A 23545-nucleotide genomic window follows, 5' to 3' on the forward strand; every position below is an offset into this window, starting at 1 on the left:
ATTCACTGTGACCCGCGCCGTTGAGCTACCGGCGCTGGTTCAAAAGACACGGTCAGTGCCAGCATCGAACGCCAAGCGGCACTCTCGAAGGAGGTTTTGAGAGTGCCGCGCCCTCAACGGCGCAGTGCTAATAACATAGAGAGAGGCCATCACCGGACACAATCGAAAAAATGACACGACTCATTCATCTGCTGAATGAGCCGGCGCCAGGCCGCACCGTGCCTTATATATGAAATAAAACTAACGTATGATTTATCCCCTGCCAGAACAGGAGAACGCCATGATTGCGCGCACGCTGACATCCTTACGACGCCTTTTGGGCGCGCTGACCATGCACGCCGCGTTAGCAACGCTTTTATCGGCGACAGTGCTGGCAGACACCGAGCCGGCGCCGGCGATCAGCGCCACCTTCGACGATGAGCCGATGGCCTGGTATCTCCACGGAGAAAATGAGGATGTCAGCGCCAGTTTCGTCGAGCAGCGCCAGGCACTGGTGGTCGATATTACGGGGTTTACCGACGCTAGTGATCCGAGCCCCCGCGACTCGCTGGCGCTGCGACTATCGCTGAGCGAGGCGGGCGAGACGCTAACGCTCGAGCAAGCCGAAGCGGTCTACTTCATTAGCAGTGACACCACCGGGCCCGTGTACCACGCGGCGGCTGGCGCGCTTAACGTCACCCTGACACGCGCCGAGCGCGATGGCGCCTGGCTCACGCTTGTCGGTCGGATCGACGGTGATTTTGAGCTCGAGCGCGCCCCCGGGGGCCAAAGCGAAAATGAGCCCGCCACGCTTTCGGGGCGCTTCGAGCTGCGCGCTCGGCGGGTGGAGTTTTAAAGACAGTTTCAAGGGCTAGCCAAAGCGCGATTCGAGCCAAGCGTTGATGTCGCTGGACTCATAAAGCCACTCGGTCTGACCGCCGTCGCGTTCGATGCGAAGACACGGCACCTTGATCTTGCCACCGCCTTGCTCGAGCGCCTGTCGGTGCTCGGCGTCGTGCTGGGCATCGCGGGTTTCGATAGGGAGATTCAGCCGGGCGATCTCCTTGCGTACCTTGATGCAAAACGGGCAGCTACGAAACTGGTAAAGCGCAAGTGCCTGGCAAGCTTCATCCACCTGGGCCTGCTCATCAGTCGTGCGCTCCTTACCCTGGGGCGTGGAGAGTTTTTCCTGAGCCAGCATGAACGGCGTCACTACCAGGCGAACGCCGCGAAAGAAGGTGCGAATCACACTACGCATCGTGTACTCCAAAGGGCGAAATAGCGCCCCGCTCGAAAGGGTGGGTGGATAAAGCGGCAATCCTGCTACAAAGCGCCTTCGTTGTCACACCGTGGGCGGATTAATTGAGCCGCAGTGGTGAGCGCTCGGCCAAGGCATGCTAGTCTCATCGGCTGATTTTTTTACGTTTTTCATGTGCGCCGCTGCAAACGCGATGTCGGCGAGTAAGGGAGCGACCCATGCATCTGCATGTTATCGGTATCTGTGGCACTTTCATGGGGAGTTTGGCGCTGTTGGCCCGCGAGCTTGGCCACCGGGTCAGCGGATCGGATGCCAACGTCTACCCGCCCATGAGTACTCAGCTCGAGGAGGCGGGTATCGCCCTGATGCAGGGGTACCGCGCCGAGAATCTCGGCCCGGATATCGACCTGGTGGTGGTGGGCAACGCACTCTCGCGCGGAAACCCCGAGGTCGAGGCGCTTTTGAATTCGACGCTGCGCTACACCTCCGGCGCGCAGTGGCTCGCCGACTACGTGCTCCCCAGCCGCCAGGTCATCGCCGTTGCCGGCACCCACGGCAAAACCACCACGGCGAGCCTGCTCGCCTGGTTATTGGAGAGCGCGGGCCAGGCGCCGGGTTTTCTGATCGGCGGCGTGCCGCGCAACTTCGGCGTCTCGGCGCGCCTGGGGGCACCGAATGGCCCCTTCGTGGTCGAGGCCGACGAATACGACACCGCCTTTTTCGACAAGCGCTCCAAGTTCGTCCACTACCGTCCACACGTTGCCGTGCTCAATAATTTGGAGTTCGACCACGCCGATATTTTCCCGGACTTGGCCGCGATCGAGCGCCAGTTCCATCACCTGGTGCGCACCGTGCCGGGCAACGGCTTGCTGCTGGTGGCCGACCATCAGCCGGCGCTTTCGCGCGTGCTCGACATGGGCGCCTGGACACCGGTAACCTTTTTCGGGAGCGACGCGCAAAGCCCCTGGCGTTACCAGCTGGAGCAGCCGGATGCCAGCCGGTTCAAGGTCATTTTCGAGCAGGGCGACACCTCTGAGGATGGCGTGGTGGAGTGGGGGCTGACCGGCGAGCACAACGCCTGCAATGCGCTCGCCGCACTCGCCTGCGCGCGCCAGCTGGGCGTGGACCTGCCGCGGGCCTGTGCTGCGCTTTCACGCTTTCAAACCCCGCGCCGCCGCCAGGAAGTGCGCGGCGACATCGCCGGCGTTCAGGTGATCGACGATTTTGCCCACCACCCCACGGCAATCGCCGCGACCCTGAAAGGCCTACGCGCTGCCACGCCCAAGGGGCGGCTTCTGGCGGTCATCGAGCCGCGCTCGAATACCATGCGGCTGGGAGCGCTGCGTGACCGCCTGAAAGCCTGCGTAGACGATGCCGATGCGGTGTTCTGGTTCGAACCTGCCGGGCTTGACTGGTCGATGGCCTCGCTGGTCGACGAGCAGGGCCACGGCGCGCTCTATCACGATATCGACGCGCTGGTCAGTGCGGTGGTGGCCAAGGCGCTGCCTCAGGATCGCATCGTGGTGATGTCCAACGGCGGCTTTGCCGGGGTTCACGAACGGCTTTTGAGCGCGCTTCGCGCCAGGGAGAGCTAAATGTCGACACAGCCAGGTACCGCGCCAACCTTCAAGGCGCCAGTGAGCGTGGCGCTGACCGGCGCTTCCGGCGCCCAGTACGGGCTGCGACTGATCGAGGTGCTCATCGAGGCCGGCCACGAGGTGTGGGTGATGATCTCCAAGGCCGCGCACATGGTGATCGCAACCGAAACCGATGTGGATCTGCCCGCCAAGCCCGAGCGTCTGCAGGAGGCCTTGACGGCGCTGAGCGGGGCCTTCGAGGGCCAGATTCGCTGCTTCGGCCGCGAGGACTGGATGGCGCCGGTCGCCTCGGGTTCCGGGGCGCCGTCGGCGATGGTGATCTGCCCCTGCTCGACCGGCACGCTGTCGGCGGTCGCCACGGGGGCGAGCAACAATTTGATCGAGCGCGCCGCAGACGTTGCGCTCAAGGAGCGGCGAACGCTGGTGCTGGTACCGCGGGAAACCCCGTTCTCGGCGATTCATCTCGAGCACATGCTGACGCTGAGCCGGCTGGGCGCGGTGATTTTACCTGCCGCTCCCGGGTTCTATCACCGCCCGCGCACGATCGATGAGATGATCGATTTCATCGTCGCGCGCATTCTCAATCAGCTCGGTATCGCCCACACCCTGATGCCGCGCTGGGGCGAAGGCGAATAGGTAGGCCCCGCTGAGGTTTGGCCGTTCATATCGACTTTTTCAAGGATTCACGCACATGCTCTCCTGGGCCACGCTTTCCGTCTTCATTCCCACTTTTTTGTTCGTATCGCTGACGCCGGGTATGTGCATGACGCTTTCAATGGTGCTGGGCATGACCCAGGGCGTCAAACGCACGCTCTGGATGATGGCCGGGGAGCTTCTGGGCGTGGGGTTGGTGGCCGCAGCGGCGGGCGCTGGCGTGGCCGCGCTGATGCTCAAGCAGCCGGCGCTCTTTACCGTGTTCAAGTGGGTTGGCGGGGCGTATCTTGCGTATCTTGGCGTGATGATGTGGCGCTCGCGAGGGCGCATGGCGATTCCTGACCAGATCGAGACCGGAAAGCCTGCCGGGCGCCTTCAGCTGGCAAGCCAAGGGTTCGTCACGGCGATTGCCAACCCGAAAGGGTGGGCGTTTTTCGTCGCCCTTTTGCCGCCGTTTCTCGACAGCAGCCGGGCGCTTTTTCACCAGCTCGTCGCGCTGATCGCGGTGATTCTCGTCATCGAGTTTGCAAGCCTTCTGGTTTACGCCACCGGCGGCAAGACCCTTCGTAAAACGCTGGGCAAAAGCGGTAACGTGCGCCTGATGAACCGCATTGCCGGCACGCTGATGATCGGCGTGGGGCTCTGGCTGGCGCTGGGCTAGGCTCTGTCTGAAAAGTGCCTACGCTCGACATTACGGTGTTAAAAATTGGCTCGTGCGCGAGTTCGATCAGAATACTCATTTACACACTGTAAACTCCGTTTCTTCGCCAATTTTTGCCTTGTCTTGTCTTCACTCACCGACTTTTCAGAAAGACCCTAGGCAGCTCGCTTTGACTATACCGGCGGCAAAAAGGCGATGCGCAGGCCGACCAGTATTACCGTTATTCCCATCAGCGCGGTAAACGGGCAGGGTGACAGCGGCGCCCGCGCACGGTGTTGCCATAAAAGCCGGGTCAGCGCGCAGACCGAAAGCCCCAGAAGCGCCCCGCCGATCAGGTCACTCAGCCAGTGCACGCCAAGCAGAAGTCGCGACAGCGCCATGGGCAGCACGATGATGATCGCTGCCCAGTAGACCCACAGGCGATAGCGACGCGAACACTCGGCGGCGATGAACGCGGCGGCAAGACCCACCACTACCACGAAGCCGGACGTATGGGCGCTGGGGTAGGAGAGCGAGCCAACCAGGTAATCCGGCGTCTCCGGCCGGGCGCGGCCGAATACCGCCTTGCCGACAATATTTAAAAGCGCAACGCCGCCAAGCGCTGCCCCCCAGCACGCGAGCACGTCGAAGCGCCGTTTGAGCACAAGCCACAGCGCCCAGGGCGTCATCAGTACCGCAATGCCGAGCTTGTCGCCGAGTTTGGCCAACCCCAGGCTAAACCACAGCAGCGGCTCGGTTCGAAGCCAGTCGAACAGCCGCTGGGCCTGCAGATCGAGCGTTAGCGACTCCGGGGAGGTCAGCACGTACAACGTCCAGGCGCAGAACCCCGTCAGTGCGATGATCAACAGCAGCAGCGAGGCCAGCGGTACTTCGCCGGACTGACTCATGGCAAGCCAGGGGCGGCGCGCCAAAGGCAGACGCCGCGCCAGGCGCGCGGTCATCAAATAGAGCCGGCCGTGGCGTCCCACCTGGGCGCGCCCCCAGGAGAACACGACCGCCAGTGCCACTGTGATCGCGCCAATGACCATCAGTGCGGCTTCGATGTTAGGCGGAAGTGTCAGGTAGCGCTGCCAGGTGTGGCCCAAAAGATAGCCCGGCAGCACGTAGGCGGGTGCCCATACCAGCGCCGAGCTCAGGTTGGCCCATACGAAGGTACGCGGGCGCATTCGCATCATGCCGGCAATCAGCGGAATGATGGGCCGCACCGGCCCGACGAAGCGGCCGATGAACACCGAATAGATACCGTAACGCTCGAAAAAGCGCCTCCCGCGCTCCAGCCACTCTGGATGCTGGGACAGCGGCCACCGGCGCGTTATCTGTTCGCGGTAGTCATAGCCGAGCTTGAAGCTGACTCCGTCGCCGGCGACCGCGCCGAAAAACGCGGCCAGCAACAGCCCCAGCATATCCACTCCCTGATGGCCCGCCATGGAGGCGGCTGCGGTTACCAGCACCACGCCGGGGACCAAAAGGCCCACCACGGCCAGCGACTCGAGCGCCGATATCAAAAAGATCAGAAGAAGCAGCGTAAAAGGTGAAAGCGATAGATCCATCAGCTGTTCGGCGAGCGACACAAAAGACTCCGTTCATGGTCGGGGTGCTGTGTTAATCAATGACGATGTAGCGTTTCCGATAGCCGCTCGAGACGCAGAATGAAGGGAGTAAAACGCTCGTCGGGCCGCGGTAAGCATACACCGATGCGCGCCTCGAGCGGGCCGGTTTCGATCAGCACTCGCCTTGAAAGCGCCCGATAAAGACGCTCGCGTACCAGTAGCGCGCCGCTTTCGCTGGTGTCCGGCAGAACCAGCCAAAAATTCGCACCGCCCAAGCGGCCCAGCAGGTCGTGATCGCGACAGCGGCGGTTGACCTCGCTACAAAGCGCCTCCAGCAGCGCTTTTTTCGTGCGAAGGCCGAACTGCTCTTCGGCCATGTCGAGCTGGGGCAAATGGAGCACCAACACCGCCAGTCGTTTGTCGAGCAGCCGCGCGCGCTGGAACTCGTTGCTCAGCCGCTCCTTGAGCGTATCGATATCGTAAGCGTCGCATTCGTTGTCATGAGGATCAGAGGCGCGCAGCAGCGCATGGCGTCTGGCCAGCTCCCAGGGCGGCAAAGCGAACATTAAAATGATCGCCAAATAGCCGAAGGAAAGAGGAAAAAAATCGCTTTCGACCGGCGGTATCAGCCACCAAAGCGGCGTATAGAGCAAATTCAAACAAAGCGCGCTCCAGTGCGGGAGCAGCACGAACGCCGCCGCCACCGGAAGGCCCAGCCAAAGCAGTGAGTGTGCCAGGCCGAAGTAGAAGGCCGAGGAGACGCCGATATAGGCGCTGGCAAGCAAAATTGCCCGAGGCCCGTAAGGCGAAAGAGCGCGGCCGCAGTGCAAAAGCACCGCCGTTATCAGTAGCAGCGTGATAAACAGCGGCACCATCAGTTCGCGATAGTAGCCCATGGCGTAGAGCCACAGCGTATAACAGGCGGTAATCAGCAGGCAGGCAACATACGTCAGTGACATCAGCGCCCGCGGATGTAAATATCGGGTCATGAACAGCACTCTCTGGGCGCGTCGATCGCGACGGATTGACGGGTGAGCGATTTGATCGTGATCGGCTCTGATCCAAGCTCGCTGAGCGCAACGTACTGACAACGAGTGTCGCCGGGGAGCGCACTGCAAAGCCGCTGGCGACGCTCGTTCATGTCATGAGGGTCGGTGCACAGCAGCAGCACTGCAAGCGATGATCCATCGAGGCGGTAAACGCTCTCGAAAGCGTGCGTCAAATTGCAAAGGCGCTGGGCGCAGGACCAGAGCTGATGACGCTTGACGTGAACGATCATCACCTCGGCGTGGATGTTTTCGCGTTTGGCGCGAATCTGCTCACGGTTCAAATCGCGCAAAAGCTGCTCGGCGGGCCACAGATTGAGCCCCGGAATCAAGCGCAGCCGCTGGCGTACGCTGGAGCCGTGCACGTCGACCAGCTTACGGCTTTGGGCATAGGCCAAAAGTGATAGAACACCCAGCGCCAGCAGTAGCATCAGCGCTTGAGCCATGGGCGTGGCAAGCGCCACTAGTACCCAGCTGACGGCGGCGCCCAACACGTTGAAGGTGAGCATCATCCGGCTTTGAGGGAGCAAGAAAAATGCCGCCCAGACCCAAACCAGGATGCCATGGCGCTCCGGCGCGGCCGCGATCAGATACAGCAGCAAAAGTATGGTCAACAGTTGCCAGCTTAGATCCCGCGAGCGGCGCAGGTTGAAGTCCATAAGGGTCGCTGTGAGCAACAGCCAGAACGCGCCGACCCAAAGTGCAATTGCGGCGGGAGCCGGTGCCCCGTAGGACCAGAAAGCGAGCGCGGCGGCGGCCAGCAGCAGGTTGATTCTCAAAAAGCATACTTTGTACTCGTTTGGCATGGTAACTGACTGCTGACTCGGTTTGAGAAGAGGGCCTGATGCGAAAAAGCGACGCTACGTCTAAGGCGTACGGGTGGTTCGAATTCGAAAACTCAGTATAACGTTTAGTCTATTTATTTTGTGGGTGATAATGTTATTAGATGTTTCCACCGTTGCAGCGGGCAGCCGTCGAGCGGACGGTCCGACTCGCTGACACCTGCCAAATCTTGCCAACACCCGCCAATACGGGGCGAGTCTATGCAGGCACCACGATGACCACACTGGGAGAGAGCATGAGCGTTGCAAGCGCCGATCACGATAACGCCCTGACCGCGCTGGCCGAAAGCGACGTGCCGGCCTATATGAAAGAGCTTGGCCAGCGCGCCCGGGCCGCGGCGAAAACGCTGCGCGCCGCGGATAGCGGGAGTAAAAACCGCGCGCTTTGCGCGATCGCTCGCGAGCTCGACGCCGCCCGCCCGGCGCTTTTGGAGGCCAACCAGGCGGATCTCGAGCGCGGCCGCCAAAACGGCCTGGATGCGGCGCTGTTGGACCGGCTGGCGCTGACCGAAGCGCGCATCGACGCCATGATCACGGGCCTCGAGCAGGTCGGCGCGCTGCCCGACCCGGTCGGGGAAATCAGCGCGATGAACTACCGCCCCAGCGGTATCCAGGTCGGCAAGATGCGTGTGCCGCTGGGTGTGATCGGCATCATCTTCGAGTCGCGTCCCAACGTCACCATCGAGGCGGCGAGTCTGTGCCTCAAATCCGGCAACGCCTGCATTCTGCGCGGTGGTTCCGAGGCGCAAGCGTCCAACGCCGCGCTCAACGCCTGCCTTCAGGCCGGCCTTAAAAGCGCCGGGCTTCCCTCAAGTGCGGTGCAGGTCGTCGCCACGACCGACCGCGCCGCAGTGGGCGCGCTGATCACGATGCCCGAGTTCGTCGATGTGATCATTCCCCGGGGGGGCAAGTCGCTGATCGCGCGTATCTCCTTGGAGGCGCGGGTGCCGGTCATCAAGCACCTCGACGGCGTTTGCCACGTCTATATCGATGCTACCGCGGACCCGGCCAAGGCGCTCGCCATCGCCATCAACGCCAAGACCCATCGCTATGGCACCTGTAACACCATGGAAACGCTGCTGGTCGACGCTGCTGTCGCCGACCTCATTTTACCGGAGCTCGCGCGGGCCTTTGCCGAGTTCGAGGTGGAGCTTCGCGGCTGCGAGCGCACCCGCGCGCTGCTGCCACAGGCGCTCGAGGCCACCGAGGAGGATTGGGCGGCCGAGTATCTGGCGCCGATTCTGGCCGTGCGCGTGGTCGACGGGATCGATGACGCCATGGCGCACATCGAGCGCTACAGCTCGCAGCACACCGATGCGATCGTCACCGAGGACTATTCGCTTGCCCGGCGATTCATGGCCGAGGTGGATTCGAGCTCGGTGGTGGTCAACGCCTCGACCCGCTTCGCCGACGGCTTCGAGTACGGTTTGGGCGCGGAGATCGGTATCTCCACTGACAAGCTCCACGCCCGCGGCCCGGTCGGTCTCGAAGGCCTGACCACACAAAAGTACGTCGTGCTGGGCGAGGGCCAGGTGCGTCAATGAGCGAAGCGCCTGCCAACGTCGCCATGCTCGGCGGCACCTTCGACCCGGTTCATCTGGGCCATTTGAGAAGCGCCGTCGAAGTGCGCGAGGCCCTTGGCGTCGAGCGTCTTCACATGGTGGCCGCTCCACGGCCGCCGCTTCGCGATACGCCCCAGGTCGCGCCCGAGGAGCGCTTCGCGCTGCTGCGCGCCGGTATCGGTAACACCCCTGGACTGATCGCCGATGACCGCGAGCTCAAGCGAGACGGTCCCTCCTACAGCGTCGCGACACTCAGAGAGCTTCGAGGCGAGTACGGCGACCAGGCGCGGCTCAGCATGGTAATTGGATTCGACACCTTTTTACGCCTGGCCCAGTGGCACCAGCCCGAGGCGATCTTCGAGCTGGCCCACCTGGTAGTGATCGCGCGGCCCGGCTATAGCGACACGTTGCCGCCGGCGCTTGCGGAACTGGTCGGCCATCGCGCAGTCGATACGGTCGTCGATTTGATGGAGCATCCGTTTGGACGCTTTCTTTTTCTCGAGCTTGACTCGCGCATGGCGATTTCCGCCACTGAGGTTCGGGCGCGCCTGGCCAAAGGCAAAAGCGTGCGCTACCTGCTGCCCGAGGCCGTCGAGACGCAGATTTTTGCCCGCGAGCTCTATCAAAGTCGCTAATAGCGCTGGTAGTCGGTATAGAAGCCGTTACAATGGCCCGCTATTTGTTGACCACCACACGAGGATATTCGAGGAGTCATGCAAATCGATACACTGAAAACCCTGGCGATCGACGCGTTGGAAGAGCTCAAGGCGCGCGACATCACCCAACTGGACGTTTCGCAGTTGACTCAGGTCACCGACCTGATGCTGATCGCCAGCGGCACGTCGACCCGTCACGTCTCCGCGCTTGCGCAAAACGTGGTCGAAAAGGCCAAGGCTGCCGGGCTCAAGCCCCAGGGCGTGGAAGGCGGCGATAACGCCGACTGGGTGCTGGTCGATCTGGGCGACGTGCTCGTTCACGTCATGCTGCCCGAAGCCCGCGCACTTTACGATCTGGAGCGCCTCTGGGCGGATCTGCCGAGCGACGGCGCCGGTGACGAGATGATCAACGAAACGCTGCAAAAGCCGGACCAGCGCATTACGATGTCGTAAGTTGCTGATTGAAATGAGCATCGATTCATGAAAGTGCGTCTTCTCGCCGTGGGCACCAAAATGCCCGGCTGGGTCGAAGAGGGTGTCGACACCTACAGAAAGCGCCTGCCGCGCGAGTTTAGCCTCGAGATCGAGGAGATCGCGCTGGGCCCCAGGGGCAAAAACGCCGACGTCGCTCGCGCCCGGGCCCAGGAAGGGCAGCGCATCCGCGAAAAGCTTCGCGGAGATGAACTGGTCGTGGCGCTCGAAGTCGATGGCAAGCGTATCAGCACCGAGCAGCTCGCCCAGGAAGTGGGGCAGTGGCGCATGGAAGGGCGCGATATCGCGCTGCTGGTCGGCGGGCCGGACGGGCTGGAGCCTTCCGTGTCTGCGCTTGCCCACCAGCGCTGGTCGCTTTCGGGGCTGACGCTTCCACACCCGCTGGTGCGGGTCATGCTTGCCGAGCAGCTCTACCGCGCGTGGACGCTGCTCATCGGTCATCCTTACCACCGCTAGGCGCACGGCCGGGCACCCCATGCCCGCGTCGGCTCGTGCCAGTTTCAAGAGTTGCCTGCTGTTATGCGCAAGCGCCGCGACACGCTAAAAAACGCCGAACAGGAACTTCGCATTTTCCGGGTCAGGTCGCTTTTGGCGATCGTGTTCGTGCTGCTACTGACCGGGGTTCTGACCGGCCGTCTCGCCTATCTACAGATCGTACAGCACGACCTTTACACCACCCGTTCGGAAAAAAACCGCGTGCGCGTCGAGCCACTGCCGCCCACACGAGGGCTGATTTTCGACCGCAACGGGGTGCTGCTGGCGGAAAATCGCCCAACCTACAACCTGACGTTGGTGCGCGAGCGCGTCGACGACCTGGATGAGACATTAGCGCTTCTGGTCGAGCTTCTGGAGCTGCCCGAGGAGGAGATCGAGGCCTTCAACGTACGCTCGCGCCAGCGCCAGCGCCCCTTCCAGCCGGCGCTGTTGATGAGTGATCTGAGCGAGGATCAGATAGCCCGGCTCGCGGTCAACCGCCACCGCTTGCCCGGCGTCGAGGTCGAGGCGCAGCTTTTGCGCTACTACCCGGATGCCGAGATCATGTCCCATGCGCTTGGGTATGTCGGACGCATCAACGCCGACGAGCTCAAGGAGCTGGACACTGGCCGCTACGCCGGCACGCACTTTATCGGTAAAACCGGGGTCGAGCGTTTCTACGAAGAGGAGCTGCACGGCGAGGCCGGCTTTCGCAAGGTAGAGACCAACGCCCGGGGGCGGGTGCTTCGAGAGCTCGGGCGCACCGACCCGGTACCCGGGCAGAACCTGACGCTCACGCTCGATAAGTCGATGCAGGCGCTCGCCTACGAGCTCATGGACGGCCGCCGCGGCTCGATCGTGGCGATCATGCCTGCCACCGGTGAAATCCTCGCCATGGTCTCGACGCCGGGCTTCGATACCAATCAGTTCGTCACCGGCATCGACGTGGCGTCCTACCGCGGGCTTCAGGAAGATATCGACCTTCCGCTTTTCAATCGCGCCATTCGCGGGCACTACCCGGCGGGCTCGACGATCAAGCCGTTCATGGCGCTGGCCGGACTGATCGAGGGCGTGATCACGCCGGACACCACGATCAACGATCCAGGCTACTACCAGCTGCCCAACGACTCGCGCCGCTACCGCAACTGGCTGCGCTGGGGTCACGGCCGGGTCAATCTCGAGCGAGCGCTGGCGGTCTCCAACAATACCTACTTCTATTCACTGGCCCACGACTTGGGCATCGATAACATTCACGAGCAGCTCAGTAATTTTGGCTTTGGCCAGCGCGTGGCGTTTGATGTGCAGGGCGAAAGCACCGGGCTTTTGCCGTCGCGGGAGTGGAAGCGGGCGCGCTTCAATCAGGCCTGGTATCCTGGTGAGACGTTGTCGGTGGGGATCGGGCAAGGGTATCTACAGATCACGCCATTGCAGCTTGCCAGCGCCACGGCTACGCTTGCCAACCGTGGACACTGGGTGAAGCCCCATCTTGCGCGGCGCATTGGGGGCGAACCGATGCCAGCAGTGCTGCCGGATACGCTGGATGATATCGAACTCAGCAATGACAGCTGGTGGGATCGCGTTTTCAGCGGGATGGAGAAAGTGCTCTCCGGTAGCGAAGGGACCGCGCGGCGCACCGGCGTCGGTCTCGAGTACCGGATGGGCGGTAAATCCGGGACCGCCCAGGTCTTTTCACTGGGTCAGGATCAGCGCTATAACGCCGACCAACTCGAAGAGCGCCTGCGTGACCATGCGCTGTTCATGGCCTTCGCACCGATCGAGGAGCCTCAAATTGCGGTGTCGGTGATCGTCGAGAACGCCGGCGGCGGCAGTACCCACGCCGCGCACCTGGCACGTGCCATGACCGATGCCTGGCTTTTGCGCGACCAGGCCCCCGAGGCCGAGGAAATACTCGATGAAATGAGCGATGAAAGCACCGGCGTGGAGGGTAACTGATGGTGCCTTGGCCACTACCCCGCAGCTTTCGCCGCCACCCGGTTCGTCCGCCGGATAGCGGTATCGCCCGGCGCAAGAGTATCTGGGAGCGCCTGCACCTGGACCCGTGGCTTTTGGCCATGCTGTTGGTACTGATGGCCAGCGGGCTGATAGTACTTTACAGCGCATCGGGTCAGCGCATCGAGGTCGTCATCGCCCAGGCGATACGTTTTGGACTGGCGCTGGTAGTGATGTTCACGCTGGCCCAGCTCAGCCCCACCACCTTTCTGCGCTGGGCGCCGCTGGCGTATGGCGTGGGGCTTGCCATGCTGGTGGCGGTCGAAATCGTTGGCGATATCGGCATGGGCGCCAAGCGCTGGCTCGAGATTCCTGGCGTAATTCGCTTTCAACCCTCGGAAATGATGAAGTTGGGGGTGCCTCTGATGGTGGCGGCGTACCTGAATCGCTGCCAGCTACCGCCCAGGCTTCGCGATCTGGTGGTATGCGCCATCATCATCGGGGCGCCGGTGGTGCTGACTGCGATTCAGCCGGATTTGGGTACGTCGCTTTTGATCGCAAGTGCCGCGGTGCTGGTCGTACTGCTGGCAGGGCTTTCCTGGCGGCTGATCGCGTTTATCGCGGCGCTGGCGGGCGCGGCGCTGCCGCTTTTGTGGATGAACATGCACAACTATCAGCGCCAGCGCGTGCTGACGTTTCTCGATCCGGACAGCGACCCGCTGGGGTCGGGCTGGAACATCATTCAATCCACCACGGCGATCGGCAGCGGCGGCATCTGGGGCAAGGGCTGGCTCGAAGGTACCCAGTCGCAGCTCGAGTTTCTGCCCGAGCGCCATACCGACTTCATTATCGCGGTGCTGGGCGAGGAGTTCGGCCTCGTCGGCATGACGCTGCTGCTCGTGCTCTACACGCTGATCGTTAGCCGTGGGCTGTGGCTCGCCGCCGGCTCCCAGGCGACCTTCGGGCGACTTTATGCCGGCAGCATCATTTTGACGTTTTTCATTTATGTCTTCGTCAACGTCGGCATGGTCAGCGGTATTCTGCCGGTGGTGGGCGTGCCGCTACCGCTGGTGAGCTACGGCGGGACATCGAGCGTGACCTTGATGGCCGGCTTCGGTATTCTCATGTCGATTCATGCCCATCGGCGGCTGCTGTCGCGTTAGTGCTTGACCGGTGTTGACGCGATTTTATGACAAAGGAGTGTGGGGAATGGGCAGGACCCGAAAAAGCGTTGGCGGCATTGTGTTGGCGGTGGCGATGGCCGGCGCCTTACCGGCGTGGGGCGAGCCGGAAAGCGCATTTGACCCCGAGCGGCACCCGGCGACAGCGGAGCTGATCGACGAGCTCTCAGGTCAGGGTATTCCCCGGGCGTGGCTCGATCAGGCGCTCGACGAGGCGAGCTTCAGCCAGGAGGTGCTCGACGCCATGGAAGGCGCCGCCGAGCGCCGGCTGGAATGGCACGAGTACCGCGATATCTTCATGAGTGACGAGCGAGTCGAGCAGGGCGCTGCGTTCATCAGCACCCAGCAGGAGGCTTTTGATCGCGCAGAGCAGCGTTACGGCGTACCGCCCGAGGTGATCGCAGCGATCATCGGTGTGGAAACCTATTACGGGCGCTACAAGGGCGATCACCGCGTGCTGGATTCGCTCGCGACGCTCGCCTTTTACCACCCATCGCGCGGGCGCTTTTTCCGCGGCGAGCTGGCGGCGTTTTTGGCCATCACCCACGAGCAGGAGGTCGCGCCGGAAAGCGTGCTGGGCTCCTACGCCGGGGCGATGGGCTATCCGCAGTTCATCCCCACCAGCTACCAGGCTTACGCGGTCGACTTCGATGGTGATGGGCGCCGCGATTTGTGGGAAAATTCGGTCGATGCGATCGGCAGTGTCGCCAACTACTTCGCCGAGCACCGCTGGCAGGCCGGCGCGCCGATCTACCACGAGGCAGCCGGCAGCGAGGCCGCCGAGCAGGCGCTCTCATTCAACCAGACTCGGGCGCCGAGTGTGACGGTTCGCGAAGCTGCCGAGGCGGGGCTTATCAGCGACGATGAGCTCGACCCGTCGCTTGAGATCGTGCCGCTGGCGCTCAAACTCGCCGACGGCCAGACCCGCTACGGGGTCGGCGAATACAACTTTTATGTGATCACTCGCTACAACCACAGTCACCTTTACGCGATGGCGGTGGTCGAGCTCGCCGGGGCCATTGCCGACACGCTTGAGGGCCAGCAATGAGACAACTGTTCAAACAGACCCGCGCCCTGGGCGCGGGCGCGGCGCTGCTGACGCTCGTGACCGGGTGCGCGGGCCAAAATGCGCCGACCACGGTCAATGCCAACCATCCGCCTCGCGAGGCGTCACCGGCTGCGGCGAGTACCGCCAGCGGGAGCGGCGAGCGCTACGCCATGAGCGGCGATGCCTACCCGGTCGAGCCGCCGGATGTCAGCCAGGTACCGGATGCCCAGCCGCGCATCGAGGCGCCCTCAAGGGCAGGCAACCGCTCGACCTATCAGGTGTGGGGCGAAACATATCACGTGCTGCCGAGCGCTTCGGGCTATACCAAACAAGGCACCGCCTCCTGGTACGGCGAGAAATTTCATGGTTACGCCACCTCCAACGGCGAAATCTACGACATGTACAAGATGTCGGCGGCGCACCGCTCGCTGCCGCTGCCGACCTTTGCCCGAATCACCAGTCTCGATAGCGGCAATTCGGTCATCGTGCGGGTCAACGACCGCGGCCCGTTCCACAGCGACCGCGAAATCGATCTCTCCTACGCGGCGGCGGCGCGCCTTGGAATTCTGGACAACGGCACCGGCCGGGTACGCGTCGAAGCGATCGACCCGCAGCAGTGGCTGGCCAATCGAGGCGGGGGCGCAAGGCCCGTGCCCGCCGCTGCGTCTTCGCGGGCGCCCGCCGTAGCGTCTGTACCGGCGCAGGCCGCCGCGCCAACACCGGCGCCGGCGCGCGCTCAGCCGGCGACAGGCGGTGATGAAATCTATCTACAAATCGCCGCGCTCGGCAACGAAGAGAGCGCCCGCGCCCTCCAGCAGCGCTTGGGCGGCGAGCTTTTACACTCGGTGCGTGTGCAAAGCGATGACGATGTACACCGCGTACAGGTCGGCCCCATGTCGCCGAATCAGGAGCAGCAGGCCCGAGTGGCGCTGGGCCAGGCAGGCTTCTCTCAGGTTTTCGTTGTGAGATAATCGGCGGTGTCCGATACCTTTCGTTTTTTGACGTTTTATTGATGCAAGTGAGAAGTGAGTAATGACTATTTTCAATGCGTTTCGCCGTACCGCTCGTCTTTGTCTGATCGCAACGGTGACCGCAGTGGCCCTGCCCGCCACGGCTCAGGTGATTCCCCAGCCCCAGACCATCATCCCCGCGGCGCCGCAGCTTGCCGCGAGCTCCTGGATTTTAATGGATGCCGATAGCGGCCGCGTACTGGTCGAGCACAACGCCGACGAGCGTCTGCCGCCGGCGAGTATCACCAAGCTGATGACCGCTTACATGGTGGAGCGCGAGCTCGACCGCGGCACCATCAACATGAGCGATATGGTCAACATCAGCGAAAACGCCTGGCGCACCGGCGGCTCCAAGATGTTCATCGAGGTGGGCGACCAGGTGTCGGTGGAGGATCTGCTCCACGGTATCGTAATCGTCTCCGGTAACGATGCAAGCGTGGCCATGGCCGAGCACCTGGCCGGCGGCGAAGCGCCCTTTGCCGACCTGATGAACCAGCACGCCGACCGGCTCGGCATGCGCAACACGCATTTCGAAAACGCCACGGGCTTGCCCCACGATAACCACTACTCGTCGGCCCATGACCTGGCGCTTTTGACTCAGCACATCATCAATGACTACCCCGAACACTATCAGATCTACTCGCAGAGAAGCTTTTCCTACGGTGGTATCGACCAGCCCAACCGTAACCGCCTGCTGTGGCGCGACCCGACCGTCGATGGCTTGAAAACCGGCTGGACCAACGATGCCGGTTATTGCCTGGTCTCCTCGGCCAAGCGTGACGACATGCGCTTGATTTCAGTGGTAATGGGCACCAACTCCGAAGAAGCCCGCGCCCAGGAAACCCAGAAGCTTCTAAGCTACGGTTTTCGCTTTTATGAAACCATGAAGCTTTACGAGCGCGGCGCGGTACTTGCCACCCCGCGGGTTTGGGGCGGTGATATCAACGAGCTTCGCGTCGGTGTAGATGGCGAAGTCTTCATGACGCTACCGCGCAATCGCAACGAAGAGCTGCGCGCGCGCCTGAACCTGGACGAAGACCTCCAGGCCCCGGTCGCCGTGGGCGACAACGTCGGTACGCTGGAAGTCTACCTGGGCGAAGAGATGGTAGGCGAGCGCCAGCTAACCGCGCTTGAAAGCGTGGAAGAGGGCGGGCTGTTCAAGCGCCTGTTCGATCAGGTACAGCGCTTTTTCAGCGGGCTGTTTAGCCGTTTCACCGACTAAGCGTTTGATATCTCCGCGCGCCTACCGGGCGCGCCATTTTGCAGTTAACTTTTGCAACCAAAGGCAAGCCATGAAAAAGGGTGCAAACAACGGGTTTCGCGACCTGCGCACGCAAAAGCCAAGCGAGCCCCCGAAAATCACGTTCCCATGTGACTATCCGCTCAAGGTCGTGGGTGACGCCGCGCAAGACTTCGCCGCCATCGTCTGTCAAATACTGGTGAAGTACGACCCCGAGTTCGATGCCGGCGCCATGCAGGTAGTGGATAGCCGCAACGGCCGCTTTCAGTCGGTGCGGGTATCGATTCGCGCCACCGGCGAGCAGCAGCTTGGCGCGCTGTTCGAAGAGCTCAAGGCGACCGGCCGTGTGCACATGGTCGTGTGATGAACGATCGCGTGATGGACGAGCGTTCGATGGCAAATGACGCCCCCATCGAGCTTTACCGGCTCGGCCGTCAGGCTTATGAGCCGGTCTGGCATGCGATGCGCACGCTCACCGACGAGCGCGACGAGACAACGCCGGATCAGTTCTGGCTCGTCGAGCACGACCCGGTGTTCACCCAGGGCCAGGCCGGCAAGCCGGAACATCTGCTGATGCCCGGCGATATCCCTGTGGTGCAAACCGATCGGGGCGGGCAGGTGACCTACCACGGCCCGGGCCAGGTGGTGCTCTACCCGCTTCTGGACGTGCGCCGCGCCAAAATCGGCGTGCGCGAGCTGGTGAGCGCGCTGGAAAACGCGGTGATCGAGGTGCTCGAGAGCTTTGGTATCGGCGCCCGGGCAAGACCGGACGCCCCCGGCGTCTACGTGGCAACGCCTTTGGGCGAAGCCAAGATCGCCTCGCTCGGGCTTCGCATTCGCCGCGGCGCAAGCTACCACGGCGTGGCGTTGAACGTCAGCGCTGATCTTGCGCCTTTCGCGCGCATCAACCCCTGCGGCTACGCCGGTATGGCGGTGACTCGCCTGCAGGATCTGATCGAGCCGTCAGGGCCTGAGGCAAGCTGTGATGAGGTGGGTGAGAAGCTTGCCCGCGCGCTTGCCGCAACGCTCAAACGCTCGCTTGGACCGGTTCAGACCAAAACGCTTTAGCGCAAAACGGTAAAAGTGAGCGACGACGCATCGGCGTGATATAAAAAAGCGCCTGCCCCAAAAGGGCAGGCGCTTTTTGATGGGCGCTTGAAAGGCGTATCAGCCGACGTTGAACGCCGGAATGCGGTTTTCATCCTGCTGCTGGCCCGGGACGGCGGCCGGCGCGGCAAGCCCCAGATTGTTCTTTTCGAACACCTTGTCGGCGCGGTAGCTCGAGCGTACCAGCGGCCCGGAGGGAACTTCCATGAAGCCTTTTTCCAGACCCAGTACGCGGTAGCGGTCGAACTCTTCCGGGGTCACCCAGCGCTCCACCGGAAGGTGGTTCTTCGTCGGGCGCAGATACTGACCGAGCGTGACGATATCGACACCGATCTCGCGCAGATCGTCGAAGGTCTGCAGGATCTCTTCATCGGTTTCGCCAAGGCCCAGCATCAGGCTCGTTTTGGTGATCACGTCCGGGCGGTGCTTCTTGGCATGCGCCAGCACGTCGAGGGTCTTGCGGTAGCCGGCGCGCGGGTCACGCACGCGAGAAGTCAACCGCTCCACGGTTTCCACGTTCTGGGCAAAGACCTCGAGCCCTGAATCGACCACGCGCTCGATGGCGTCCAGCCGGCCATCGAAGTCCGGCGTCAGTGCCTCGACCACCACGTCCGGGGTCCGCGTCTTGATCGCCTGGATGCAACTGGCGTAGTGAGCGGCGCCACCGTCATCGAGGTCGTCCCGGTCGACAGAGGTCAGCACGATGTAGCGTAGCGCCATCAGCTCGACAGACTTGGCAGTATTCTCGGGCTCTTCATGATCGAGCCAGCCGTGAGGGTTACCGGTATCCACGGCGCAGAAGCGACACGCCCGGGTGCATACCGAGCCCATCAGCATGATGGTGGCGGTGCCGTTGCTCCAGCATTCGCCCATGTTGGGGCAGTGCGATTCGGCGCACACCGTACTCAAGCGGTGGGTGGAGACGTTCTTCTTCACCGCCTCAAAACGCTCGCCGCCGGGAATCTGGGCGCGCAGCCACTTGGGCTTGCGCTCGAGTGACGGCGACTGGGGCTCTTCGCGGCGAACCTTCATGCCATCCTTGATGGCGGAGGTGCCGTGCTCGTTACGATACTTTTGGCCGCTGGACACACGCTGTGTGGGGGTGTTGCTCATAAAAAGCGCCTCTCTACTGTGCAACGGGCTAAATCAAGGAGCGGGTTTGAAAAGCGCGAACGACCGGTCGATCAACCGGCGCTTTCTAAAAGACACTCCTTAAAGTGCGGTCTCTACGCCGCTGGCCGAACCGGCGCGATACGACGTAGGTAGTAGCGCTAATGTAACATAGTTGGCAAGGGGCAAAACAGCGCCAGCGCCGGTCACGGGGGGCTTTCAACCGGCAGGCACGACACCGCGTGACCCGGTAGCGGCGTGGCGCGGGCCTGAAAAAAGCGGCGGTACTCATCCAGGCGCTCTTTAGTGAAGCGCAAAAAAAGCTCGGCGACTGGGGTCAGGAGCTGATCGCGTCGGTTAACCGCGCACCAGGACCTGCGAATCGGAAAAGCGGGAAGCTGCGGGCTTGCCAACAGGTGGTGCTCGAGCTCGAGCTTGACCGCCAGCTGAGGAAGTACCGCCACGCCCAGGTGCGCCATGACGCCCTGTTTGATGGCCTCGTTGGAGCCAAGCTCGATTCGATGGGCAAGGCCTACTTCCTGATCGGCGGCCAGCTGTTCGAAGGCGTTGCGCACGCCGGAGCCGGGCTCTCGCATTAGTATGAAGTGGCGCGCAAAGTCCGCAAGCGTGGGCGAGGGCATGGTCAATAGCGGGTGATCCGGCCATACCACCGGAATCAGCTCGTTCTCCAAAAGTGGCGTCACCGAGAGCGCGTCGTTTTGCGGTACCATCGCCATGATCACCAGATCGTCGCGCTGCTCGGCCAGGCGTTCGAGTGCCTGGCTTCGATTGCACACTTTCAAGCGCACGTTGATATCCGGGTACTGGGCGCGAAAGCGCGCAAGCAGATAGGGCACCACGTATTGGGCGGACGAGACGGCAGCGAGATTGAGCTCGCCCTTGATGCGCCCATCGAGATCCGACAGGTTCATCGAAAGCCTGGCCAGCTGACCGATGATTTCCCGGGTGGAAATCGCCAGCGTATCCGCGGCGGGTAGCGCGTAGAGCGTTTTCCCTGCGTAGTTGAAAAGCGGCGCTTTCAGAGCGTGCTCGAGCTGGCGAATTTGGGCGCTCACCGCCGGCTGCGTGAGCCCGAGCTGCTCGGCGGCGCGAGAGTAGGAGCGCTTTTGATAGACCGCCTGAAACACCTGGAGCTGGCGAAAGGTCAGACGATTGAGCAGGCCGGTCGGGGTCATGCAATCCTCGATCAGTAACAGGCCGCGGCAAGGGTCGATGAGCGGCGGGCCAGGTGCGGGGAGATGCTATCACCGAAAAGGTCGCCACGTCCCGACGGTTTCGACGTTATCGACGCTTTGACTGCTTTGGTCTAGACTATATTGCATTGCAGCATGAGGGCGTGTTGCGTGGATGCGTCTCGGGCACCAATCCATCAGGAGAAACCATGAATTTTCTCGCTAATCCCTTACTGTCGGGTCGCTGGCTCCCCGGACTTCCGGGTCAGAAAAGCGGCGAGGCCTCATCCGGCCAGCAGGCGCTGGTCAGCATGATGGACCCGTTTGGTTTTGGCCGCGCTGCCGCGAGTTACTGGCGTGATAGCATCGAGCGCAGCATCCTCTATTGGGACGTCATGCGCGTGCGCGGTAATCAGTATCTCGAGCACATGGAGCTGACCAAGCCCAGCGTGCTGGGATTCAAGACCGAAGTGGTGATGGACGGTCGTACCCTTGCACACCCCACCAACTACGAGCTTCTGCGCGTGCTTCCCCCGGAAGGTACACACGTCGACCCCAAAAAGCGGCCCTTCGTGGTGGTCGACCCACGCGCCGGCCACGGCCCGGGCATTGGCGGCTTCAAACCCGACAGTGAATTGGGCGTGGCGTTGAAAGCAGGCCACCCGTGCTACTTCATCGGCTTTTTGCCCTATCCGGAGCCTGGCCAGACCGTCGAGGACGTGGTCGAGGCGGAAGTCGAATTTCTGCGTCATATCATTTCGCTGCATCCGGACATCACCGAAAAGCCAATGGTGGTGGGTAACTGCCAGGCGGGCTGGCAGCTGATGATGGCGGCGGCATTGGAGCCGGACGTGTTCGGCCCCATTTTGATCGCCGGCGCGCCGCTATCCTACTGGGCCGGCGAGCGCGGCAAGGCCCCGATGCGCTATACCGGCGGTATGGCCGGCGGTAGCTGGATCACCGCGCTGACCAGCGATCTTGGCAATGGCCAGTTCGACGGTGCCTGGCTTGTGCAGAATTTCGAGCGCCTGAACCCGGCCAACACCTACTGGAAGAAGCAGTATCACCTGTACGCCAATGTCGACACCGAATCCACGCGTTATCTTGAGTTCGAGCGTTGGTGGGGCGGGCACGTCATTCTCGGCGGCGATGAAATTCAGTACATCGTCGATAACCTGTTCGTGGGTAACCGTCTTTCCACCGCGCAGCTTGTGAGCCGTGACGGGCGGCGTATCGATCTTCGTAACCTGCGCTCGCCGGTGGTGGTGTTCTGCTCCCGCGGCGACGACATTACCCCGCCACCCCAGGCGCTTGGCTGGATTCGTGATCTCTACGAGGGCGAAGACGATATCGTCGCCAACGAGCAGACCATCATCTACTGCATGCACGATACCACCGGCCACCTGGGAATCTTCGTTTCCGGCAGCGTTTCGCGCAAGGAGCACTCGGAATTCACGGCCAACATGGACTACATCGATGTCATGCCGCCGGGGCTTTATGAAACGACGATAACGCATGCCAGCGAGCGCAAGGACGCCGACCTGATCGAGCGCGATTATCTGCTCGAATTCACCCCGCGGAATTTTGATGAGCTGGACGACGAGGTACATCACCGCGTCGATGACGACCGGCGCTTTGCCACCGTTGCACGTATCTCTGAAATCAATCTGGGCTTTTACCGGCTCTACCTGCAGCCCTTGATTCAGGCGATGGTCACCCCGGAGTCGGCGCGGTTCATGCGTCGAATGCACCCGATCCGCTTGGGGTATCGGCTGATGTCGGATCGCAACCCCTTGACCGTGTTCTTGCCCATGATGGCTCAGGCGGTACGTGAAAACCGGGTCGAGGTAAGCGACGACAACCTGTTTAAAACGCTCGAATCCTTTGTGTCGGACCAGATCGTCGATGGGCTCAATACTTTCCGCGACGTTCGCGATGGCGCCACCGAAAAGATGTTTCTGTCGATGTACGGTCAGCCGCAGCTTCAGGCCGCAGTAGGGCTTTATGGCGATGCCCACGTACATCGCCGCCGCCCGGGGGCGGAGCCCGAGCACCTTCGCTTCATCGAACAGCGCAAGGAGGCGCTGCGCGAAAAAATCAGCCAGGGCGGGCCGCTCGAGGCGGTGGTTCGCTCGATCATCTACGTACTGGGCGGTGCGCCCGCCACTGACGAGCGCAATTTCAAGCGCCTGCGCGCCTCTCGTGCCGAACTTGAAACCCAAACGACGCTCGAGGAGTTCAAGCGCCTGGTGCGCGAGCAGTTCTTCATTTTGAAACTCGACCGCGAAAAGGCGCTCGAGTCGCTGCCGACGCTGCTGGAAGGCGAGGACAACGCCGCGTTGGACAAGCACGTGCAGCACTTGAGCCAGGTGTTTGGCGCCAGCGGTGAGCTTAGCGAGCGTGGCGCCGAGCGCTTCGAGCAGATCAAGGTGCTTTTTGATCGTGCGCGCAGCCCGGAAAAACCCGTCGAGGCATCGGCGCCCGCTTCCGTCGCGCCGGCTCAGGAAGCGAAAGTCGACGTCGAAGACGATGCGTCGAGCACCAGTGCTGACAGTGCGGCGAGAACGTCGGCAGCCGGCAAATCCGTTGAAAGCGCCGAGGATCAGCAAGCTTCATCGAGTGCCGCCGCGTTGACCAAAGCCGACGAGCAGTCTTCTCCAAACGAAACCGCCGCTGAAAAAGTTGAAGCGCCGGACGCTGACGCCAAACCCTCGAGTGACGCCGGGGTGACGTCAGCAAAGGCGAGCAAGGCCAAAGCCGGCGGCGCCAAGCGCACCAGCACCTCGCGAGTCAAGCCGCGTACACGGCGCTAACGATGTAACGTTTTTCGAGTGACGTTAGCTCCAACGCCCCCGGCCTGTCCGGGGGCTTTTTTATTGCCTCTGGTCGATCGGGGTCGAGACGATCAGGATTTAAAGGCGCGGGGCTTTTTTG

The 23545-nt window shown here is 62.3% G+C and carries 22 protein-coding genes; 16 read left to right on the forward strand and 6 right to left on the reverse strand.

The genetic code is table 11. From position 1 onward, the window contains the following. Nucleotides 1–280 precede the first annotated feature (280 nt). Nucleotides 281–835, forward strand: a complete 555-nt coding sequence (locus OCT39_RS07110; RefSeq protein ID WP_263586967.1) for a hypothetical protein — start codon at nucleotides 281–283, stop codon at nucleotides 833–835. A 15-nt stretch (nucleotides 836–850) separates the two neighbouring features. Here the strand turns inward: OCT39_RS07110 and OCT39_RS07115 are convergent, their stop codons facing one another. After that, nucleotides 851–1237, reverse strand: a complete 387-nt coding sequence (locus OCT39_RS07115; RefSeq protein WP_263586968.1) for a glutaredoxin family protein — start codon at nucleotides 1235–1237, stop codon at nucleotides 851–853. Nucleotides 1238–1455: 218 nt separating this feature from the next. Between OCT39_RS07115 and mpl the strand changes: the two genes are divergently transcribed. The 3 genes from mpl to OCT39_RS07130 are packed head-to-tail and all read left to right on the forward strand — an operon-like array spanning nucleotide 1456 to nucleotide 4150. Beyond that, nucleotides 1456–2832 carry a UDP-N-acetylmuramate:L-alanyl-gamma-D-glutamyl-meso-diaminopimelate ligase gene (mpl, locus tag OCT39_RS07120; protein WP_263586969.1) on the forward strand — a complete coding sequence of 459 codons (1377 nt, stop codon included), beginning with the start codon at nucleotides 1456–1458 and terminating at the stop codon, nucleotides 2830–2832. Next, nucleotides 2833–3471: a flavin prenyltransferase UbiX gene (locus OCT39_RS07125; RefSeq protein WP_263586970.1), complete on the forward strand. Its 639-nt coding sequence runs from the start codon at nucleotides 2833–2835 to the stop codon at nucleotides 3469–3471. Nucleotides 3472–3526: 55 nt separating this feature from the next. Further along, a complete protein-coding gene (locus tag OCT39_RS07130; RefSeq protein WP_263586971.1) occupies nucleotides 3527–4150 on the forward strand; it encodes a LysE family translocator in 624 nt (207 codons plus the stop codon). A gap of 173 nt (nucleotides 4151–4323) precedes the next feature. On the opposite strand, the gene OCT39_RS07135 is transcribed toward OCT39_RS07130, so the two are convergent. From OCT39_RS07135 to OCT39_RS07145, 3 genes are read right to left on the reverse strand one after another with little or no spacing between them, the layout of a single operon-like run. Next, the gene (locus OCT39_RS07135; RefSeq protein WP_263586972.1) at nucleotides 4324–5721 is read right to left on the reverse strand and encodes a bifunctional DedA family/phosphatase PAP2 family protein; all 1398 of its coding nucleotides are present in this window, start codon (nucleotides 5719–5721) and stop codon (nucleotides 4324–4326) included. Nucleotides 5722–5756: 35 nt separating this feature from the next. Further along, nucleotides 5757–6689: a diguanylate cyclase domain-containing protein gene (locus tag OCT39_RS07140; protein ID WP_263586973.1), complete on the reverse strand. Its 933-nt coding sequence runs from the start codon at nucleotides 6687–6689 to the stop codon at nucleotides 5757–5759. Next, complete coding sequence (locus tag OCT39_RS07145) at nucleotides 6686–7552, reverse strand: hypothetical protein (protein ID WP_263586974.1); 867 nt, start codon at nucleotides 7550–7552, stop codon at nucleotides 6686–6688. Before OCT39_RS07145 ends, OCT39_RS07140 begins: the two co-directional genes overlap by 4 nt. Before the next feature lie 272 nt (nucleotides 7553–7824). On the opposite strand from OCT39_RS07145, the gene OCT39_RS07150 reads away from it, so the two are divergent. The 11 genes from OCT39_RS07150 (at nucleotide 7825) to lipB (ending at nucleotide 18269) form a co-directional block, all read left to right on the forward strand. Beyond that, nucleotides 7825–9132, forward strand: a complete 1308-nt coding sequence (locus OCT39_RS07150; protein WP_263587301.1) for a glutamate-5-semialdehyde dehydrogenase — start codon at nucleotides 7825–7827, stop codon at nucleotides 9130–9132. Next, the gene (nadD, locus tag OCT39_RS07155) at nucleotides 9129–9785 is read left to right on the forward strand and encodes a nicotinate-nucleotide adenylyltransferase (protein WP_263586975.1); all 657 of its coding nucleotides are present in this window, start codon (nucleotides 9129–9131) and stop codon (nucleotides 9783–9785) included. Before OCT39_RS07150 ends, nadD begins: the two co-directional genes overlap by 4 nt. 78 nt (nucleotides 9786–9863) lie before the next feature. After that, entirely contained in the window at nucleotides 9864–10259 is a 396-nt protein-coding gene (gene rsfS / locus OCT39_RS07160; RefSeq protein WP_263586976.1) for a ribosome silencing factor, read from the forward strand. Between the two features lie 27 nt (nucleotides 10260–10286). Beyond that, nucleotides 10287–10754 (forward strand): 23S rRNA (pseudouridine(1915)-N(3))-methyltransferase RlmH, encoded by a 468-nt coding sequence (rlmH, locus tag OCT39_RS07165; protein ID WP_263586977.1) that lies wholly within the window; start codon nucleotides 10287–10289, stop codon nucleotides 10752–10754. Nucleotides 10755–10817: 63 nt separating this feature from the next. Continuing rightward, nucleotides 10818–12725, forward strand: coding sequence for a penicillin-binding protein 2 (mrdA, locus tag OCT39_RS07170; RefSeq protein ID WP_263586978.1), 1908 nt, complete (start codon nucleotides 10818–10820; stop codon nucleotides 12723–12725). Then, nucleotides 12725–13885, forward strand: coding sequence for a rod shape-determining protein RodA (gene rodA / locus OCT39_RS07175; RefSeq protein ID WP_263586979.1), 1161 nt, complete (start codon nucleotides 12725–12727; stop codon nucleotides 13883–13885). The genes mrdA and rodA overlap by 1 nt, the downstream gene beginning before the upstream one ends. Nucleotides 13886–13931: 46 nt before the next feature. Further along, nucleotides 13932–14951, forward strand: a complete 1020-nt coding sequence (mltB, locus tag OCT39_RS07180; RefSeq protein ID WP_263586980.1) for a lytic murein transglycosylase B — start codon at nucleotides 13932–13934, stop codon at nucleotides 14949–14951. Beyond that, on the forward strand, nucleotides 14948–15922 hold the full coding sequence (locus OCT39_RS07185) for a septal ring lytic transglycosylase RlpA family protein (protein ID WP_263586981.1): 975 nt from the start codon (nucleotides 14948–14950) through the stop codon (nucleotides 15920–15922). The genes mltB and OCT39_RS07185 overlap by 4 nt, the downstream gene beginning before the upstream one ends. Nucleotides 15923–15983: 61 nt before the next feature. Then, nucleotides 15984–17183, forward strand: coding sequence for a D-alanyl-D-alanine carboxypeptidase family protein (locus tag OCT39_RS07190; RefSeq protein ID WP_263586982.1), 1200 nt, complete (start codon nucleotides 15984–15986; stop codon nucleotides 17181–17183). Between the two features lie 70 nt (nucleotides 17184–17253). Then, nucleotides 17254–17565, forward strand: coding sequence for a YbeD family protein (locus OCT39_RS07195; protein WP_263586983.1), 312 nt, complete (start codon nucleotides 17254–17256; stop codon nucleotides 17563–17565). 29 nt (nucleotides 17566–17594) lie between these two features. Then, the gene (gene lipB, locus OCT39_RS07200; RefSeq protein ID WP_263586984.1) at nucleotides 17595–18269 is read left to right on the forward strand and encodes a lipoyl(octanoyl) transferase LipB; all 675 of its coding nucleotides are present in this window, start codon (nucleotides 17595–17597) and stop codon (nucleotides 18267–18269) included. A gap of 99 nt (nucleotides 18270–18368) precedes the next feature. Here the strand turns inward: lipB and lipA are convergent, their stop codons facing one another. Beyond that, nucleotides 18369–19421 carry a lipoyl synthase gene (gene lipA, locus OCT39_RS07205; RefSeq protein WP_263586985.1) on the reverse strand — a complete coding sequence of 351 codons (1053 nt, stop codon included), beginning with the start codon at nucleotides 19419–19421 and terminating at the stop codon, nucleotides 18369–18371. 203 nt (nucleotides 19422–19624) lie between these two features. Continuing rightward, on the reverse strand, nucleotides 19625–20614 hold the full coding sequence (locus tag OCT39_RS07210) for a LysR family transcriptional regulator (protein WP_263586986.1): 990 nt from the start codon (nucleotides 20612–20614) through the stop codon (nucleotides 19625–19627). A gap of 206 nt (nucleotides 20615–20820) precedes the next feature. Between OCT39_RS07210 and OCT39_RS07215 the strand changes: the two genes are divergently transcribed. Continuing rightward, nucleotides 20821–23424: a DUF3141 domain-containing protein gene (locus OCT39_RS07215; RefSeq protein WP_263586987.1), complete on the forward strand. Its 2604-nt coding sequence runs from the start codon at nucleotides 20821–20823 to the stop codon at nucleotides 23422–23424. Nucleotides 23425–23545 lie beyond the last annotated feature (121 nt).

It is taken from the genome of Halomonas sp. GD1P12 (assembly GCF_025725645.1).
Taxonomy (GTDB): Bacteria; Pseudomonadota; Gammaproteobacteria; order Pseudomonadales; family Halomonadaceae; genus Vreelandella.